The 16,948-nt window shown below is 60.7% G+C and carries 13 protein-coding genes; 2 read left to right on the top strand and 11 right to left on the bottom strand.

Annotated elements, in window-relative coordinates; genetic code table 11:
• Positions 1-27 precede the first annotated feature (27 nt).
• From CKW21_RS21475 to CKW21_RS21445, 7 genes are all read right to left on the bottom strand, one after another.
• Positions 28-207 (bottom strand): hypothetical protein, encoded by a 180-nt coding sequence (locus CKW21_RS21475; RefSeq protein ID WP_095195919.1) that lies wholly within the window; start codon positions 205-207, stop codon positions 28-30.
• Positions 204-1,334 carry a PepSY domain-containing protein gene (locus tag CKW21_RS21470; RefSeq protein WP_095195918.1) on the bottom strand — a complete coding sequence of 377 codons (1,131 nt, stop codon included), beginning with the start codon at positions 1,332-1,334 and terminating at the stop codon, positions 204-206. The genes CKW21_RS21475 and CKW21_RS21470 overlap by 4 nt, the downstream gene beginning before the upstream one ends.
• 72 nt (positions 1,335-1,406) lie before the next feature.
• Positions 1,407-3,833 (bottom strand): TonB-dependent siderophore receptor, encoded by a 2,427-nt coding sequence (locus tag CKW21_RS21465; protein ID WP_095195917.1) that lies wholly within the window; start codon positions 3,831-3,833, stop codon positions 1,407-1,409.
• A 143-nt stretch (positions 3,834-3,976) separates the two neighbouring features.
• Positions 3,977-4,951, bottom strand: a complete 975-nt coding sequence (locus CKW21_RS21460) for a FecR domain-containing protein (RefSeq protein WP_095195916.1) — start codon at positions 4,949-4,951, stop codon at positions 3,977-3,979.
• Positions 4,948-5,466, bottom strand: coding sequence for an RNA polymerase sigma factor (locus CKW21_RS21455; RefSeq protein ID WP_095195915.1), 519 nt, complete (start codon positions 5,464-5,466; stop codon positions 4,948-4,950). The genes CKW21_RS21460 and CKW21_RS21455 overlap by 4 nt, the downstream gene beginning before the upstream one ends.
• Positions 5,467-5,711: 245 nt before the next feature.
• A complete protein-coding gene (locus tag CKW21_RS21450; protein ID WP_095195914.1) occupies positions 5,712-6,419 on the bottom strand; it encodes a PolC-type DNA polymerase III in 708 nt (235 codons plus the stop codon).
• Positions 6,416-8,356, bottom strand: coding sequence for a putative nucleotidyltransferase substrate binding domain-containing protein (locus CKW21_RS21445; protein ID WP_095195913.1), 1,941 nt, complete (start codon positions 8,354-8,356; stop codon positions 6,416-6,418). Before CKW21_RS21445 ends, CKW21_RS21450 begins: the two co-directional genes overlap by 4 nt.
• A 254-nt stretch (positions 8,357-8,610) precedes the next feature.
• On the opposite strand from CKW21_RS21445, the gene CKW21_RS21440 reads away from it, so the two are divergent.
• A complete protein-coding gene (locus CKW21_RS21440; protein WP_095195912.1) occupies positions 8,611-9,057 on the top strand; it encodes a response regulator in 447 nt (148 codons plus the stop codon).
• 222 nt (positions 9,058-9,279) lie between these two features.
• On the opposite strand, the gene CKW21_RS21435 is transcribed toward CKW21_RS21440, so the two are convergent.
• Entirely contained in the window at positions 9,280-11,457 is a 2,178-nt protein-coding gene (locus CKW21_RS21435; protein WP_095195911.1) for a malate synthase G, read from the bottom strand.
• Between the two features lie 545 nt (positions 11,458-12,002).
• Here CKW21_RS21435 and CKW21_RS21430 point away from each other — a divergent pair.
• Entirely contained in the window at positions 12,003-12,521 is a 519-nt protein-coding gene (locus CKW21_RS21430; protein WP_095195910.1) for a glycine cleavage system protein R, read from the top strand.
• Between the two features lie 215 nt (positions 12,522-12,736).
• Here the strand turns inward: CKW21_RS21430 and rarD are convergent, their stop codons facing one another.
• The 3 genes from rarD to CKW21_RS21415 all read right to left on the bottom strand — a co-directional run bounded on the left by rarD (position 12,737) and on the right by CKW21_RS21415 (position 16,891).
• Entirely contained in the window at positions 12,737-13,624 is an 888-nt protein-coding gene (gene rarD, locus CKW21_RS21425; protein WP_095195909.1) for an EamA family transporter RarD, read from the bottom strand.
• Between the two features lie 194 nt (positions 13,625-13,818).
• Positions 13,819-14,793: a serine/threonine protein kinase gene (locus CKW21_RS21420; RefSeq protein ID WP_095195908.1), complete on the bottom strand. Its 975-nt coding sequence runs from the start codon at positions 14,791-14,793 to the stop codon at positions 13,819-13,821.
• A gap of 196 nt (positions 14,794-14,989) precedes the next feature.
• A complete protein-coding gene (locus CKW21_RS21415) occupies positions 14,990-16,891 on the bottom strand; it encodes a PhoX family phosphatase (protein WP_095195907.1) in 1,902 nt (633 codons plus the stop codon).
• Positions 16,892-16,948 lie beyond the last annotated feature (57 nt).

Genomic DNA, 16,948 nt, shown 5'->3' with positions numbered 1-16,948 from the left:
GGCTCGCTCCCACAGGGTTATCTGTGTTCAGCGGCGTTGCAGCAGACCGCGCAAGGCGAGGACGGCGGGTATGCCCAAGCCGAGCCAACTCAAGGCATCCCACACACCATCGCCGAGCAAGGCGGCGAACAACCCCGCTGCGCTGAACAGGGCGATGACGGTGGGCGTGGCGAAGACCTTCCAGAAGCTTGACTGCCGGGGTTTCATGCCACCTTCTCCGCGTTTTCCAGCACGGGTTTTGCCGCCTTGCGCCGCACGACCCACAGGTAAACCCCACTGCCGAGCACAATGATGGTCAGCACATCCAGGGTCGCCCAGAGGATTTGCATCGGCATGCCGCCGTAGTCACCGAAATGCAGTGGCTGCGACATGCCCATGGCGTCCATGTACCACGGACGTTCGGCCACAGCGGTGACTTGCAGGGTGCTGGCGTCGATCAACACGGGCGTCAGCAGGTGCGAGGTCAGGTGCGTGCTGCCTTTCATGAACACCGCGTAATGGTGCTCGCTGGAAAAGCGTGTGCCGGGGAAGGCAATGAAGTCAGGCTGCATGCCCGGTGCAACCTCCTTGGCGATGTCGAGCAAGCGCGTGGCGGGCGCCAGTTGCGTCAGCGGTGGCGCATCGCGGTACGGCGCGACCATCGCACTGAGGCTGTCATTGCGCCATGCGGCGATGAGCAGGTCGGCGCAGGCACTGATGACGCCGGTCACGCCGACCACTAAAGCCCAGGTCAAGGTCACGACGCCGATCAGGTTATGCAGATCGAGCCAGCGCAGGCGGGTGGATTTGTCCTGGCGCACAGTGGCGAATTTCAAGCGGCGCATGAACGGCAGGTACAGCACGGTGCCGGACACGATCGCGATCACGAACAGCAGGCCCATGAAAGCCAGCAACAGCTTGCCCGGCAGCCCCGCGAACATGTCCACGTGCAGGCGCAGCATGAGCATCATGAAGCCGCCATTGGCCGACGGCATCTCCAGCGCTTCACCGGTGCGGGCGTCGAGCATGAAGGTGTGGGACGAGTTCGGTTCGGTGCCGGCGGTGGGCGCCATGATCGCGATCGCGGCGTTCGGCTCGTCTTCGTCGAAACCGAAATACTGCATGACTTCGCCCGGGCGATGCTTTTCAGCTGCCAGCACAAGCTGCTGCAAATTCAGCTGCGGGGTGTCCGCCGGCATTTGCTTCAACTCGGCGGCATCGCCCAGCAAGTGGTCGATCTCGTGGTGGAAGATCAGCGGCAGGCCGGTCAGTGCCAGCAACAGCAAAAACACGGTGCAGATCAGGCTGGTCCAGGTGTGGACGAAGGACCAGCGGCGAATTGTTTTACTTTTCATTTCATGACCTTCAGAAATACCAAAGCCGTCCTTGCTGGACGGCCTGGGTACTGGGCGTGTCAGATCAAGCCGTTACCACTTGTAGGTGGCACTGGCCACGACACTGCGTTGGTCGCCGTAGTAGCAATAGAAACCGTCGCAGGTGGAGATGTAATCCTTGTCGAACAGGTTGGTTGCGTTCACAGCCAGCGAGGCACCTTTGAGGCTGTTATCCAGGCGCCCCAGGTCGTAATGGACCGCCGCATCGAACACGGTGTAGGCGTCAGCCTTGCCCAGCCAGGTATTGCCCTGGTCGCCGTAGGTGTTGCCGGTGTAACGCGCGCCGGCGCCGATGCCGAAGCCGTCCAGCACGCCGTTGTGCCAGGTGTAGTCGGCCCACAGCGAAGCCTGTTGGTTAGGCATCAATTGCAGGCGATTGCCTTTGAAATCGCCTTTTTGCACTTCGGACTTGGCCAGGGTGTAAGCCGCGATGACCTTGAGGTTCTCGGTCACGTCGGACACTGCTTCCAGCTCCAGGCCTTTGACTTTCACTTCACCGGTCTGGCTGGTGATCGAGACGTTATCCGAGTTGGTGGTGGTGACGGAGACGTTTTTCTGGGTCAGGTCATACACCGCGGCGCTCAGCAACGTGTTGCTGCCCGGTGGCTGGTACTTGATGCCCAGCTCCCATTGCTCGCCTTCGGTCGGCTTGAACGAATCGGTCGGCGAGGCCGTGGCGTTGCTGGTCGGCTGGAACGATTCGGCATACGACAGGTACGGGACGAAGCCGTTATCGAACACGTAGCTGATCGCTGCGTTGCCGCTGAAGTTGGTGTCGCGCTCGGTGTTGGTGGCATCGCCCTTGTTGAAGAACTTGGTGCCGGTGTGAACCCAGTCCTCGCGACCACCCAGGGTCAGGCGCCAACGGTCGAGGGCCATCTGGTCCTGAATGTACAGGCCGGTCTGGTAGGTCTTCTGATCGTAGTCATAGAACGCCGACGAGCGCGGTGGCCGAACGATGGGTTGACCATAAATCGGGTTGTTGACGTTGGTGGGCGGAGCGCTGCCGAAAATCGACGTGTAGTTGGTGTTGCTGCGCTGATGATCGAGACCGATCAGCAGAGTGTGACGAATTTCGCCCGTATCGAAGTCGGCCTGGAAGTTGTTGTCCACGGCGAACTGGCTGATGTCTTCGTCGACGCTGGTGGTCGAACGACCTACGTTGCCTTCGTCGTCGACCATGGTGAACGGGTACGCGCCGACGGTGATGCCCTGGAAGGACAGGTCGGACTTGGTATAACGCAGGTTCTGGCGGAACTGCCAGACATCGTTGAGGCGATGCTCGAAGGCGTAGCCCAGCGCGTAGTAGGTGCGGTCGTAGTATTCCCAGTCCGGGTCGCCCAGGTTCTTGTGGTGGGAAACATCGCCGAACGGCATGTTGATCTTGGTGCCCTGGATCGGCAGGAACTGGCTGGTGATGCCGGTATCGTCACGGGTGAATTGCGTGAGCAAGGTGAATTTGGTGTCTTCGTCGATGTTCCAGGTCACGCTCGGCGCAATGTTGTAGCGCTTGTTGTCGACGTGGTCGATCTGGGTGCCGCTGTCGCGCACCACGCCGCTGAGGCTGTAGAGGAATTGACCTTCATCGTCGATCTTGCCGGTGCTGGCGAAGTTGATCTGGCGATGATTGTCGCTGCCGTATTGCAGCTGGATTTCGTTGCTCGATTCAGCGCTGGGACGACGGCTGACCATGTCCAGCAGACCGCCCGGCGGGGTCTGGCCGTAGATCGACGAGGCCGGGCCACGCAGCAGGGCGAGGCGGTCGAGGTTCCAGGTTTCCTGTTTCGGGTTGGCGTACACACCTTTTGGCAGTGGCAGACCATCGAGGAACTGGGTCGGTTCGAAGCCGCGCACACGTATCCAGTCTGCACGGGTGTCGCTGCCATAGCTGCTGGCGGTGATGCCGGGCATGTAGCGCACGGCGTCGTCGAGGCTGTGTACGTTGCGGTCGTCCATTTGCTCGCGGGTGGCAATCGAGATCGAACGGGGGACTTCGACCAGTGCGGTGTCGGTCTTGGTGCCGGCGGCGGTGCGCTTGGCCACATACCCTTCAACCGGGCCCCAGGCGCTTTCGGTGTTTTCCACGCCGATCACGCTGGTGGCCGGCAGGGCCATCGCGCCTTCGGGCACGGCCACCAGGGTGTAGGTGCCGCCGCTCTGTTCCAGCTGCAGGCCGGTACCGCGCAAGGCTTCTTGCAGGGCGCCGGCGGCATCGAACTGGCCTTTGACCGGGGCGGACGTCTTGCCCGCGGCCAGCGATGGATTCAACGACAGCGCCAGACCGGCTTGACTGGCGATCTGGTTCAGGGTGCTGGCCAATGGCGCGGCGGGCAAGTTGTAGGCGCGAATGCTGGATGCCTGTTCAGCGGCGATCAGTTGGCTGCTGGCCAAAGGGGTGCAAAGGGCAATGGCAACCGCCAGCAAACTGGGGCGCAACAAGGTGTCTAGCGAACGGGACATACAGCGGCTCCTGAAAGTGAATACTTCTCAATTGCCTACGTGCCGAACGAAAATCAAAAAGTGATAGGGCTGGATGAAAATAATTTCGATTCATCAATCTGTGGTGAGGCTGATGGCGCTATCGCGGGCAAGCCACCATAAAATCAGGGCTTGACCTCGGTTTTCGCCGCCACCTTCACCCACCACGGCGTACGCTGTTCGATCTGCACCGGCAATGTCGGCAGCAGGGCGTTCAGGGCCAGGTCGGTGTCTTTGAGCGGGAAGCTGCCGGTGATCCGCAGGTCGGCCACTTCCGGGGCCACTCCCAAATGTCCCTGGCGATAGCGACCGAGTTCGTGCACCAGGTCTTCCAGGCGTGCGTTGTCCACCACCAGCATGCCGCGGGTCCAGGCATCGGCGCCCTGGTTGAGCGCGGCAACCGGTCCCAGGCCGTCGTTGCGGATCAGCACTTGCTGACCTTCGCGCAGAATTTGCTCGTCAGGGCTCGCTTGCGGATGGGCAGCCACCGCGGACTGCAACACGCTCAGGCGCGTGCCTTGTTCTTCGCGCTTGACCAGGAACCGCGTACCCAGCGCGCGCATGCTGCCTTCACGGGTTTCGACGATGAACGGCCGGTTGTCGCCGTGACCGGTCTCGACGAGGATTTCCCCTTCCTGCAGGATGATCAGCCGTTGCTTCTCATCGAAGCGCACGTCCACGGCACTGTGGGTATTGAGGTTGATCAGCGTGCCGTCGGTCAGGCGAAGGGTGCGTTGCTCGCCGGTGGCGGTGCGTTGGTCGGCCAGCCAATAGTCGACCGGCAGGTAACGCTCACTGGCAAACAACACCAGGCCGATCACCGCGACGACACTGGCCAGACCGCTGCCGAGCCTGCGCACCCGTCGGCGAATGCCTGCGCGCGATTGCAGCAGGGCGGTGCGGGCCGGGCCGCTGGCGACGTTGAAGCGTTGATCGAGCATGCCCAACTGACGCCAGGCCCGCGCATGCTCCTCGTGGGCGGCATGCCATTTGGCGAATTCTTCGCGCTCCACCGGGTTGGCCGAATCCAGCGACAATTGCCAGGCGATCGCCGCGTCCAGGACCTGCGCCGATACCGGTTTGGAACTGACCGGGCTCATGTCGGCTCCCCGTACAACGCGATGTAGCACTGACGGATGCCCTGGGCCAGGTACTGGCGCACGCGGGGCACCGACACACCGAGGCGCTCGGCGATTTCCGCGTGGCCCAGGCCGTCGAGACGGTTGTAGAGAAACGCCGCTCGGGCCTTGCTCGACAACTTGCCGAGCAGGCGATCGATGTTTTTCAGGTCTTCGAGGATCATTTGCTGTTCTTCCACCGACGGTTGCTCGGCTTCGGGAATCAGCATCAATTCGGTGAGGTAGGCCTGTTCCAGCGCGGCGCGGCGAAAATAATCAAACAGCAGGCCCTTGGCAATCGCCACCAGAAACGCCCGGGGTTCGCGGGGTTCCTTCAACGCTTCACGGCCCAGCAAGCGCACGAAGGTGTCCTGGCTCAGGTCTTCGGCCCGTTGCGGGCAGGCGACATTGCGACGAAGCCAGGCCAATAGCCAACCGCGATGGTCGCGATATAGCGCACCGACGAGCTCACTTTGAGGGCTTGGGACTGACGACACGCAGCATCACCGATTGGGAAGTGTTAACTAACGAGAATTGTTCGCGATTGTGTCAGAGGCGGGGGAGGTAAAGCAATTGGCGTTGGTCGGGTGTTTTTTGAGGGGGGGGCAGTTGGACCGCGTTATCGTTCTTCGCGGGCAAGCCACGCTCCCACAGGTTTCGAGTCGTTCACAAAATCAGCGCACAACACAAAACCTGTGGGAGCGTGGCTTGCCCGCGAAGAGGCCGGTACAGTCACCGAATGTCAGAAGGACGGCGTACTCTGGCGCCGCTTCCACTGATTCAACCGCTGCTGCAAATTCAACGGGCTATGCACCTGCTGCTGCCGCGCCCGGCTGAACAGGATCAGCGCCAGTTCGGCGGTGGCCAGGGCATCGGCGCTGGCGTTGTGGCGCTCGAAGACTTCCAGCTTGAACCAGTCGATCCACTCATCCAGCCCGGCCTCGCGGATGTTGGCGTGCGGGCACAGCAGCGGTGCGATATCGGCCACATCCAGAAAGGCATGCTGCAACTTGTAGCCCAAGTGATCTTTCAGGGCGCGCCCGAGCATGTGCTGGTCGAACGGCGCATGAAAGGCCAGCAACGGACTGTCGCCGACGAACTCCATGAAATCGAGTAACGCGTGCGCCGGTTCGCTGCCGGCGGCAATTGCGCTGGGCGCCAGGCCGTGAATCAAAACGCTGGGGCCGAGTTTGAGTTCGGCGCATTGCAGGGTGCGTTCGAACTGCTGACTGAAATCGATCGCGCCATCCTCGATCACCACCGCGCCGATGGACAGCACCCGATCCTTGTTCAGGTTCAGCCCGGTGGTTTCCAGATCGAGCACCACCCAGCGTTGTTCGCGCAGGCTGCACTCGCTCAGCGCGGTCGCCGTCGGCAAGCGTTGCAGACGCTGTTGCAGTTCCCCGGTCAAAATCGGGCTGGCCGGGCGCAGCCATGAAAACAGACTCATAACTGATACCGCAGGGTCAGGCTGCTTTGCAGGCGTTGCGCCTGGCGCAGGGATTCGCGCAGGATCCGCCGGTCCAGATGATTGAGGCTATCCGGATCGACCCGGTTGGAGTAGGGCAGATTTTCCCGGGTCTGTAGCTGATGTTGCTGCATGCGGGTTTGCTGGATGAAGTGATAGGCCTCTTCGTACGCCGCGCCGTCCAGCGGCTCGATGACCTCTTTATCGACCAGTTGGCGAAACCGCTCCAGAGTATTGTTGGTCTCGATGCCATGGGCCAGGGCCAGCAGTCGGGCGCCGTCGACAAAAGGCGTCAGGCCCTGGATCTTCAGGTCCAGGGTGGCTTTCTCGCCATTCTTGCGCGCCAGCACGAACTCACGGAAACGGCCTACGGGTGGGCGATTGCGCAATGCGTTCTCGGCCATCATGCGCTGAAACAGGCGGTTGTCGCCGACCTGATCGAGAATCCCGCGACGCAACTGCTCACAGCCTTGCTCGCTACCCCAGACCACGCGCAAATCGAAATAGATGCTCGAACCCAGCAGGTTTTCCGGCGTCGCCTCGCGGATAAACGCGGCAAAGCGACGTGCCCATTCGACCCGGGACAGACACAGCTCGGGATTGCCGGCCATGATGTTTCCCTTGCACAGTGTGAAGCCGCACAGCGCCAGACTGTGGTTGATCTGGTGCGCGATGGGCAGCAATTTGCCACGGATTTCCGCTGCATGGGCCGCGTCCCGGGCTTCGAACAGAATGCCGTTGTCCTGATCGGTGTGCAGCGTCTGCTCGCGACGACCTTCGCTGCCGAAACACAGCCAGCTGAACGGTACGCCGGGGTCGCCTTTTTCGGCCAGGGTCAGTTCGATCACCCGGCACACGGTGTGGTCGTTGAGCAGGGTAATGATGTGGGTGATCTGCGTCGAAGACGCACCGTGGGCCAACATGCGCTCCACTAGCTGGCCGATCTCGCCACGCAGCGCTACCAGGTTTTCCACGCGGGGGGCATTGCGAATGGTGCGGGCCAGGTGCACCAGGTCAACCCGTTGCAGGGAAAACAGATCCCGTTCAGAGACCACGCCGCACAAGCGCTGATCCTTGACCAGGCAGACGTGGGCGATATGTCGCTCGGTCATGGCAATCGCTGCATCGAACGCGCTGTGATCCGGGCTCAGGTAAAACGGCGACTGGGTCATATGCCGCTCGATGGCCTCGGTGAAATCACCGGTGCCGTTCGCCACCACCTCGCGCAAATCGCGCAGGGTGAAAATCCCCAGTGGCGCCTTGTGTTCATCGACCACCACGATGCTGCCGACCTGCTGCTCGTGCATCAGGGTCACGGCTTCACGCAACGGCGTGGCCGGGCTGCATGTCACCGGATGGCGCATGGCCAACTCACCCAGGCGGGTGTTGAGCGAGTATTGGGTGCCGAGGGTTTCCACGGCTTTTTGCTGGACTTGCTGGTTGACCTGATCCAGCAGGCTGCTCACGCCGCGTAGGGCAAAGTCGCGAAAGGTGTGGGAAATGGCGAATAGCTTGATGAACGCCAGCTTATTGAGCTGTAGGCAAAAGGTGTCTTCGGCGGCCAGGTGTTCGGTGCGGGTCGCCCGTTCACCCAGCAGCGCGGCGAGAGGGAAGCATTCGCCGGTGGTGATTTCGAAGGTGGTTTCGGTGCCGCCCTTGGCCGAATGCGGACGCTCGCCCACCACCCGACCCTGCTTGACGACGTAAAAGTGCTCAACCGGGCCATCGGCGGGCTTGATGATGCTCTCGCCGGGGCCATAAAAACGCAGCTGACATTGCTCGACCAGGTACGCCAGGTGCGCGTGTTCCATCTGGTTGAAGGGCGGGAAGCGCTGAAGGAATTGCAAAGTGCCCTGGATGTTCTGCAACACCGCGGTTTTCCCTGCCTGTGTGAAGGCGTCCGCTTTACTCATAACCATTACCGCAGTCTTTTTTGGATTTGTTGTTGTCGGATGACTCACCCATGGTCGACCCCTGCGGTCAGGGTGCCCATTGGACGTAAGTCTAGGTAGGCAAATAGTGTGATGGAATGTCGGAAAAACCTTACGCAACGGCGCGAAAAATCGCTCTATTCTGCTATTGGAAAAGTATCCGACGAAGTGCACATTGAAGCTCTGCTTAGTGATGTCTCACCACTGTGTCAGGGAATTGAATTGAACATGTAGAGAGCGCCATGTCCGACCACGATATTTTGAGTGACGCCGAGCGCGAAGCGCTCAGTGCCGTCATGCTGGAACCCGACCTGCCGCCGCAGCGGGTGCTGATCGTTGATGACGACAAGGACGCCCGAGAGCTGCTGTCAGAGATTCTGGCGCTGGACGGCATTCGTTGCATGACGGCGGCCAGCGGCGAAACCGCGCTCAAGATGCTCGAAGAGAAACCCTCGATCGGCCTGGTGATCACCGATCTGCGGATGGGGCATATCGATGGTCTGGATCTGATCCGCCAAGTGCGGGAGTCGGTACGGGCGGCGATGCCGATCATCATCGTCTCGGGTGACGCCGACGTGAAAGACGCCATCGCTGCGATGCATTTGAGCGTGGTGGATTTTCTGCTCAAGCCCATCGATTCCGGCAAATTGTTGGGGTTGGTCAAGCATGAGTTGGGAATGGATTTGTAGGATCGAGGGCTTTTGTGGCGAGGGAGCTTGCTCCCGCTGGGGCGCGAAGCGGCCCTTTGCGGTTTACCAGTCAAATCCCATTCGCTGACTTTACGACTGCTTCGCAGCCGAGCGCGAGCAAGCTCGCTCGCCACAGGAATACCTTCACCACCAAAATCGCGGTGAACAAAAAAGCCCTGATCGAAAGATCAGGGCTTTTTCATGTCCGGCATCAGCGCTCAGTTACAGGCCATTGGCAGCCTTGAACTCGCGACGACGACGGTGCAGAACCGGCTCGGTGTAGCCGTTCGGCTGTTTGGTGCCTTCGATCACCAGTTCGACCGCCGCCTGGAAGGCGATGTTGCTGTCGAAGTTCGGTGCCAGCGGGCGATACAGCGGGTCGTTGGCGTTCTGACGGTCAACCACCGGCGCCATGCGCTTGAGGCTTTCCATCACTTGCTCTTCGGTGACGATGCCGTGACGCAGCCAGTTGGCGATGTGCTGGCTGGAAATACGCAGCGTGGCACGGTCTTCCATCAGGCCGACGTCATTGATGTCCGGCACTTTCGAACAACCGACGCCCTGGTCGATCCAGCGCACCACATAACCGAGGATGCCCTGGGCATTGTTGTCCAGTTCATTCTTGATCTGTTCGGCGGTCCACTGCGGATTGACTGCCAGCGGGATGGTCAGGATGTCGTCCACCGATGCACGGGCACGCTTGGCCAGTTCGGCCTGACGGGCGAACACGTCGACCTTGTGATAGTGCAGCGCGTGCAGCGCGGCGGCGGTCGGCGATGGCACCCAGGCGGTGTTGGCACCGGCCAGCGGGTGAGCGATTTTCTGTTCCAGCATCGCCGCCATCAGGTCAGGCATGGCCCACATGCCCTTGCCGATCTGCGCACGGCCTTGCAGGCCAGTGCTCAAACCGATATCGACGTTGGAGTTCTCATAGGCGCCGATCCATTTTTCCGCCTTCATGTCCGCCTTGCGCACCATCGGGCCGGCTTCCATGGAGGTGTGGATTTCATCGCCGGTGCGGTCGAGGAAACCGGTGTTGATGAACACCACACGCTCGCTCGCCGCCTTGATGCAGGCCTTGAGGTTGACCGTGGTGCGGCGCTCCTCGTCCATGATCCCGACTTTGAGAGTGTTGCGCGGCAGGCCCAGCACGTCTTCGATGCGCCCGAACAGCTCGTTGGTGAACGCAGCTTCTTCAGGGCCGTGCATTTTCGGTTTAACGATGTAGACCGAGCCGGTGCGGGTGTTTTTGCGCGAGGTGTTGCCGTTCAGGTTGTGCATCGCCGCCAGAACAGTCACCAGACCGTCGAGGATGCCTTCCGGCACTTCGTTGCCAGCTTTGTCGAGGATCGCGTCGATGGTCATCAGGTGACCGACGTTGCGCACGAACAACAGCGAGCGACCGTGCAGGCTCAATTGGCTGCCGTCGACCGCAGTGTAGGTGCGATCGGCGTTCATGGTGCGGGTAAAGGTCTTGCCGCCCTTGGCGACTTCTTCCGACAGGTCGCCCTTCATCAGGCCGAGCCAGTTGCGGTAGATCACCACCTTGTCATCGGCATCGACGGCGGCGACGGAGTCTTCGCAGTCCATGATGGTGGTCAGCGCAGCTTCCATCAGGACGTCTTTGACGCCGGCAGCGTCGGTCTGGCCGACCGGGGTGCTGGCATCGATCTGGATTTCGAAATGCAGGCCGTTGTTCTTCAGCAGGATCGCGGTCGGTGCCGAAGCATCGCCCTGGAAGCCGATAAGCTGAGCGTCGTTGCGCAGGCCGGTGTTGCTGCCACCTTTGAGGGCGACCACCAGTTTGCCGTCAACGATGGTGTAGCGGGTGGAATCGACATGGGAGCCGGCCGCCAAAGGCGCCGCTTCGTCGAGGAAGGCACGGGCGAAGGCGATGACCTTGTCGCCGCGAACCTTGTTGTAGCCTTTGCCTTTTTCCGCTCCATCGGCTTCGCTGATGGCGTCGGTGCCGTACAGCGCGTCGTACAGCGAACCCCAGCGGGCGTTCGAAGCATTGAGGGCGAAACGGGCGTTCATCACCGGTACCACGAGTTGTGGACCGGCCATGCGGGCGATTTCTTCATCGACGTTTTGCGTCGTCGCCTGGAAATCGGCCGCTTCTGGCAGCAGATAACCGATGTCTTGCAGGAAGGCTTTATAAGCCACGGCGTCGTGGGCCTGGCCGGCACGAGACTGGTGCCAGCCATCGATACGAGCCTGGAAATCATCGCGTTTGGCGAGTAGGGCTTTGTTCTTCGGCGCCAGGTCATGAATGACCTTGTCGGCACCGGCCCAGAACTGATCGGCGGTGAGGCCGGTTCCGGGAATGGCTTCGTTGTTCACGAAGTCGAACAGGACTTTGGCGACCTGCAGGCCACCGACTTGAACGTGTTCAGTCATTGCTTGCCTCACTCTGCTCAGCTATTTCGCTTTTCAGCTCTTCAATTTAACAATGAAGCCTCTGGCATTTAAACCACAAACCCTGCGACCAGTGCATGCCATTTCTGACGGCTGGGTTGGGACCAATCAACGGCGTTGAGGCCTTGCTGACGGGGCTTTCAGGGATGCGACTGCGCCGGTGGCAGACATCGATCCAACGTTATGTAGTGCGCGCTGCGGCATACTACATGATGAATTGCGCTTGTGAAAATTAGACTAATTACGTCGTTCTGCGACCCCGTGACGCATTGCAGTCACGTCGGGGATCGGGATGTTCTCAAAAAAGTATGAGATTGTTCCAGTTAAATATAAAAAGTTGTACACGATTTGTGGCTGGCAGGTGAATCAGCGGGGGGCCATTCGCGAGCAGGCTCGCTCCCACAAAGGATTGCGCGGTCTCTGTGGGAGCGAGCCTGCTCGCGAAGGCGTCAGACCTGCCAGCGCAGGTTTAACCCTTGCCTATACTTGGATTTCTAAAACAAAAATCATGACCAGAGGGCTGCGCCATGGACCACCTCGTTCTCACAGTTTTCGCTCCAGACAAGCCTGGGCAGGTCGAGCGCATTGCCCAATGCATTGCCGAGCATGGCGGTAACTGGCTGGAAAGCCGCATGTCGCGCATGGCCGGGCAATTTGCCGGGATTCTTCGGGTGGGCGTACCGGCCGAAGGCTACGATGAGCTGGTGGATGCCTTGAAAGGGTTGTCCACCCAAGGCATTCGGGTGTTGATCGCCGAAAGCAGCATCGAGCAATCGTGCACCTGGAAACCCATTGCCATGGAGTTGGTGGGCAATGACCGGCCGGGGATCGTGCGCGATATCACGCGGTTGCTGAGTGAGCAGGGCGTCAACCTGGAACGGCTGGTGACTGAAGTGCGCCCGGCACCGATGAGCAGCGAGCCGCTGTTTCACGCCGAAGCGATCCTTGCGGTGCCGTTGACGCTGTCCCTCGACGTGCTGCAATCACGCCTGGAAACCCTGGCCGATGATCTGATGGTGGAGTTGGTGCTGCGCAGTGAACCCTGATGGGTTATCCAAGTTAAACGTGCACCTGCCTGTGGATAACCTGTAGAGACAGCCCGCCAGGCCACATCCGCCGTGGCTTGGCAGGGTTTGATCAAAAAATCGCCAGTATTCAGTGACTTGCGCACAAACGCCGGGGATCACGCTGTGGATAACCTTGGGAAGGAACCTTGCAGGCCACGTCAAACGTGGCCTGCAAGGGGTTGTGCGTTTTTTGATCAGTTTCGGCGGCGCAGACTTATCCACGCATCAACGCTGTAAACCGCCAGACCGGCCCAGATAAAGATGAACGCCAGCAGCGTGCTCGACGACAAATGCTCGCCAAACAGCAACACGGCCTGCAGCAATACCAGGGTCGGCGCCAGGTATTGGAGAAAACCGAGGGTTGTGTAGGGCAAATGCCGGGCAGCGGCGTTGAAACACACCAGCGGCACCAGCGTCACCGGCCCGGCCGCCACCAGCCACCAGGCTTCGGACGTGGTCCAGAACTCGGCCTGGGCGCTGCTGGCGGTCGGGTTGAATAGCAACCAGGCGACGGCAATCGGTACCAGCATCCAGGTTTCCACCACCAGCCCTGGTAGCGCCTTGACCGGTGCCTGTTTGCGGATCAGTCCGTAGAAACCGAAGGTCAGGGCCAGCACCAGCGACACCCATGGCAGGCTGCCAACCTGCCACACCTGTTGTGCCACACCGATGGTCGCCAGGCCCACGGCAATCCACTGCATGCGCCGCAGCCGTTCGCCGAGGATCAGCATGCCCAGCAGCACGTTTACCAGCGGGTTGATGTAGTAGCCGAGACTGGCTTCGAGCATGCGTCCGTTATTGACCGACCACACATACGTCAACCAGTTGGCCGCGATCAATGTGCCGCTGAGGGCCAGGATCGCCAGCCGTCGTGGGTTTTCCCGCAGTTCGCGCCACCAGCCCGGGTGCTTCCAGACCAACAGCAACAAGGCGCCGAACAGTGCCGACCACAGCACCCGGTGGATGATGATCTCCACGGCGGGCACGCTGGCGATGGCTTTGAAGTAGAGCGGGAAAAGTCCCCAGATGATGTAGGCACTCAGACCCAGAATGTACCCGCGACGCGGGTTGGCGGCTTGCATGCAGAATCCTTGCTTAGGCAGCTAACAAAGAAGCGATTGTAAGGAGGTTTGTCTACGAATGTCCTGCTGGAATGGTGAGCACTGAGAACCTGTGGGAGCGAGCCTGCTCGCGAAAGCGGTGTGTCAGCCACAGATGTGCTGGATGTGCCACCGTAATCGCGAGCAGGCTCGCTCCCACATTGAATCTGGGTGAATCAGAAAAGTTTGAGTGGCTCTTCGTTGAGTGCCGCCAATTGCTCACGCAACGCCAACACCTGGTCGCCCCAGTACCGCTCGGTGCCGAACCACGGAAAGCTGCGCGGGAAGGCCGGGTCATCCCAGCGCCGGGCGAGCCACGCGCTGTAGTGCATCAGGCGCAGGGCGCGCAACGGTTCGATGAGCGCCAGTTCCCGCGGGTCGAAGTCGTGGAACTCGTTGTAGCCGTCCATCAATTCCGACAATTGTCCCAGGCATTCCTGACGGTTGCCGGCCAGCATCATCCAGATGTCCTGTACGGCCGGACCCATGCGGCAGTCGTCGAGGTCGACGATGTGGAACATTTCGTCGCGGCACATCATGTTGCCGGGGTGGCAATCGCCGTGCATGCGGATGTTCTGGTGCGGCGTGTTGCTGTAGGCATCTTCCACACGTTTGAGCAGGTCGCGGGCTACGGACTCGTAGGCGGGCAGCAAACTGCGCGGTATGAAATTGCCTTCGAGCAAGGTCGCCAGCGAGTCATGGCCGAAGTTTTTGACTGCCAGTGCTTCGCGGTGCTCGAACGGTTTGGTCGCACCGACCGCGTGCAGGCGACCGAGCAATTGCCCCAGCCGATACAGCTGATCGAGGTTGCCGGGCTCCGGCGCGCGGCCGCCACGGCGTGGGAACAGGGTGAAACGGAAGCCGTTGTGCTCGTGCAGGGTTTCACCCTTGTGGATCAACGGCGCAACCACCGGCACCTCGACTTCGGTGAGTTCGAAGGTGAACTGGTGTTCTTCCAGAATCGCTTCGTTGGTCCAGCGCTGCGGGCGGTAAAACTTGGCGATCAACGGCTCGGAGTCTTCGATGCCGACCTGATAGACACGGTTTTCGTAGCTGTTGAGCGCCAGAATGCGCGCATCGCTCAAGAAGCCGATGCTTTCTACGGCATCGAGCACGAGGTCTGGGGTGAGGGTTTCAAACGGGTGGGCCATGCTGACTCCTGCGCGCAGCAGGCTGCTGCGTCCGGCCAGGCATGGTAGCGCAGACGAGCCGACTTTAGTGTTTAGGCTTGAGATGTGGGGCGTCTGGACTGACGTCATCGCGGGCAATTCCGCTCCCACAGGATATGCGCCATGTTGAAATCGGCGCAGGACCTGTGGGAGCGAGCCTGCTCGCGAAAGCGTTCTGTCAGGCGCCGATGATCCCGCCATCTTCACGGGTAATGGCCATGACCGAAGAGCGCGGCTTGCCGTTGGGCAAGTGCTCGGGGAAGGTCGAGCCGCCGAATTCGCCTGGATGCTGGATCCCCACAAACAGGGTCTTCTGGTCCGGCGAGAAGCTGATGCCCGTCACTTCGCAACCAATCGGTCCAACCATGAAACGGCGAATTTCGCCGGTCACCGGGTCGGCGCAGAGCATCTGGTTGTTGCCCATGCCGGCGAAATCACCGGCATTGCTCGCATCGCCGTCGGTTTGTATCCACAACCGCCCGGCGTCATCGAATGCCAACCCATCCGGGCTGTTGAACATGTTCTGCGGCGTGATGTTCGATGAGCCGCCCTTCGGTGTGCCGGCGTGCACTTGCGGGTTGCCGGCGACCACGAACAGGTCCCAGGAAAAACTTTTCGAACCGTGATCGTCGCGGTCGGTGCGCCAGCGCAGGATTTGCCCGTAAACGTTTTTTTCCCGCGGATTCGGACCGCCCGCCGGTTGCCCGTCTTCACCGCGCTTGGCGTTGTTGGTCAACGTGCAGTAGACCTGACCGTCCTTGGGACTCACCACGATCCATTCCGGGCGATCCATGCGCGTGGCCTTCACCACGCTGGCCGCCAGGCGCACGTTGATCAGCACTTGCGCCTGATCGGCGAAACCGCTGCCGGCATCGATGCCGTTTTTGCCGTGGGTCAGCTCGATCCATTCACCCTGGCCTTTCGGGTGATCGGCATTGCTGTCGCCGGCGTCGAAACGCGCCACGTACAAGGTGCCGTGGTCGAGCAAGTCGCGGTTGGCCTTGGGGGTTTTGTGGTTGATTTTGTCGCGGCTGACGAACTTGTAGATGAATTCGCCGCGTTCATCGTCGCCCATGTACACCACGGCATGGCCGTCATTGGTTTCGGCCAGGGCGGCGTTTTCATGTTTGAAGCGACCCAGTGCGGTGCGCTTGACCGGGGTCGATTGCGGATCGAACGGATCGATCTCCACGATCCAGCCGTGGCGGTTGAGTTCGTTGGGGTTTTTCGCCAGGTCAAAGCGCGCATCGTGCTGATGCCAGTTGATCTCTTTACTGGTCGCCACCGCGCCATAGCGCTTCTGTGCGGCATCGAGCTTCAGTTCTGCATCGGTGCTACCAAAGCAGTCGGTGAAGTTCTCTTCGCAGGTCAGATAAGTGCCCCAGGGTGTTTTGCCGTTGGCGCAGTTCTGGAAGGTGCCGAGAACAGTCTTGCCGTGTGGGTCGGCGCTGGTTTTCAGCAGCTCGTTGCCAGCGGCCGGACCGCTCAGGCTGATCGGGGAGTTACCGTGGATGCGGCGGTTGTAGCGCGAATCCTGGACGAATTGCCAGTGACCGTTTTTGCGCTGCACTTCGATGACCGCCACGCCTTCGGCAGCCAGTGCCTTGTGCACTTCTTCGGCCGATTGCGGCATGCCGCCGTGGGGGTAGAGGTAGCGGTAGTTGGTGTACTCGTTGTTGATCGCCATCAGCGCCCGGTTGGGGTCGTCGGGAAAGGCGAACAGGCTCATGCCGTCGTTGTGATCACCGAACTGCACTTCCTGCTGCTCGGCGCTGCCCTGGCCGCTCGGGTCGAAAGCCGGGCCGTTCTTGTGCAAGGGTTGACCCCAACTGATCAGCACCGAGGATTTGTAGCCCGGCGGCAGGCTGATGCTGTCGGCGGTGGCCGCGGGAATGCTGTCGAAACCCAGCAATTGGCTCGTGCCGGCACTGACACTGGCGGCCAGCACGCTGCGACTCAACAAGTTGCCGCCCAGAAACATTGCGGCGCCGCACAGGACTCCTGCGCTGATGAATCCACGGCGGCTGAGGCCGACCATTTGTTCGAGGTCGGTGGTTTGGTGTTCTTCCAATAGGCTCACATCAGGCTCCCTGCGGTTTGTGCAGTCACCTTAATGATGGGTGATGAAGGTTTTGTT

It is taken from the genome of Pseudomonas sp. Irchel 3A7, from assembly GCF_900187565.1.
GTDB lineage: Bacteria > Pseudomonadota > Gammaproteobacteria > Pseudomonadales > Pseudomonadaceae > Aquipseudomonas.
This window is presented reverse-complemented; position numbering and strand designations above follow the sequence as displayed.

Excerpts from the sequence above, each read along its gene's own strand:
- CKW21_RS21430 (WP_095195910.1), top strand. The coding sequence starts at position 12,003 with ATGGACCACCTCGTTCTCACAGTTTTCGCTCCAGACAAGCCTGGGCAG.
- rarD (WP_095195909.1), bottom strand. The coding sequence starts at position 13,624 with ATGCAAGCCGCCAACCCGCGTCGCGGGTACATTCTGGGTCTGAGTGCC.
- CKW21_RS21420 (WP_095195908.1), bottom strand. The coding sequence starts at position 14,793 with ATGGCCCACCCGTTTGAAACCCTCACCCCAGACCTCGTGCTCGATGCC.
- CKW21_RS21445 (WP_095195913.1), bottom strand. The coding sequence starts at position 8,356 with ATGGTTATGAGTAAAGCGGACGCCTTCACACAGGCAGGGAAAACCGCG.
- CKW21_RS21450 (WP_095195914.1), bottom strand. The coding sequence starts at position 6,419 with ATGAGTCTGTTTTCATGGCTGCGCCCGGCCAGCCCGATTTTGACCGGG.
- CKW21_RS21475 (WP_095195919.1), bottom strand. The coding sequence starts at position 207 with ATGAAACCCCGGCAGTCAAGCTTCTGGAAGGTCTTCGCCACGCCCACC.
- CKW21_RS21460 (WP_095195916.1), bottom strand. The coding sequence starts at position 4,951 with ATGAGCCCGGTCAGTTCCAAACCGGTATCGGCGCAGGTCCTGGACGCG.
- CKW21_RS21440 (WP_095195912.1), top strand. The coding sequence starts at position 8,611 with ATGTCCGACCACGATATTTTGAGTGACGCCGAGCGCGAAGCGCTCAGT.
- CKW21_RS21465 (WP_095195917.1), bottom strand. The coding sequence starts at position 3,833 with ATGTCCCGTTCGCTAGACACCTTGTTGCGCCCCAGTTTGCTGGCGGTT.
- CKW21_RS21435 (WP_095195911.1), bottom strand. The coding sequence starts at position 11,457 with ATGACTGAACACGTTCAAGTCGGTGGCCTGCAGGTCGCCAAAGTCCTG.
- CKW21_RS21470 (WP_095195918.1), bottom strand. The coding sequence starts at position 1,334 with ATGAAAAGTAAAACAATTCGCCGCTGGTCCTTCGTCCACACCTGGACC.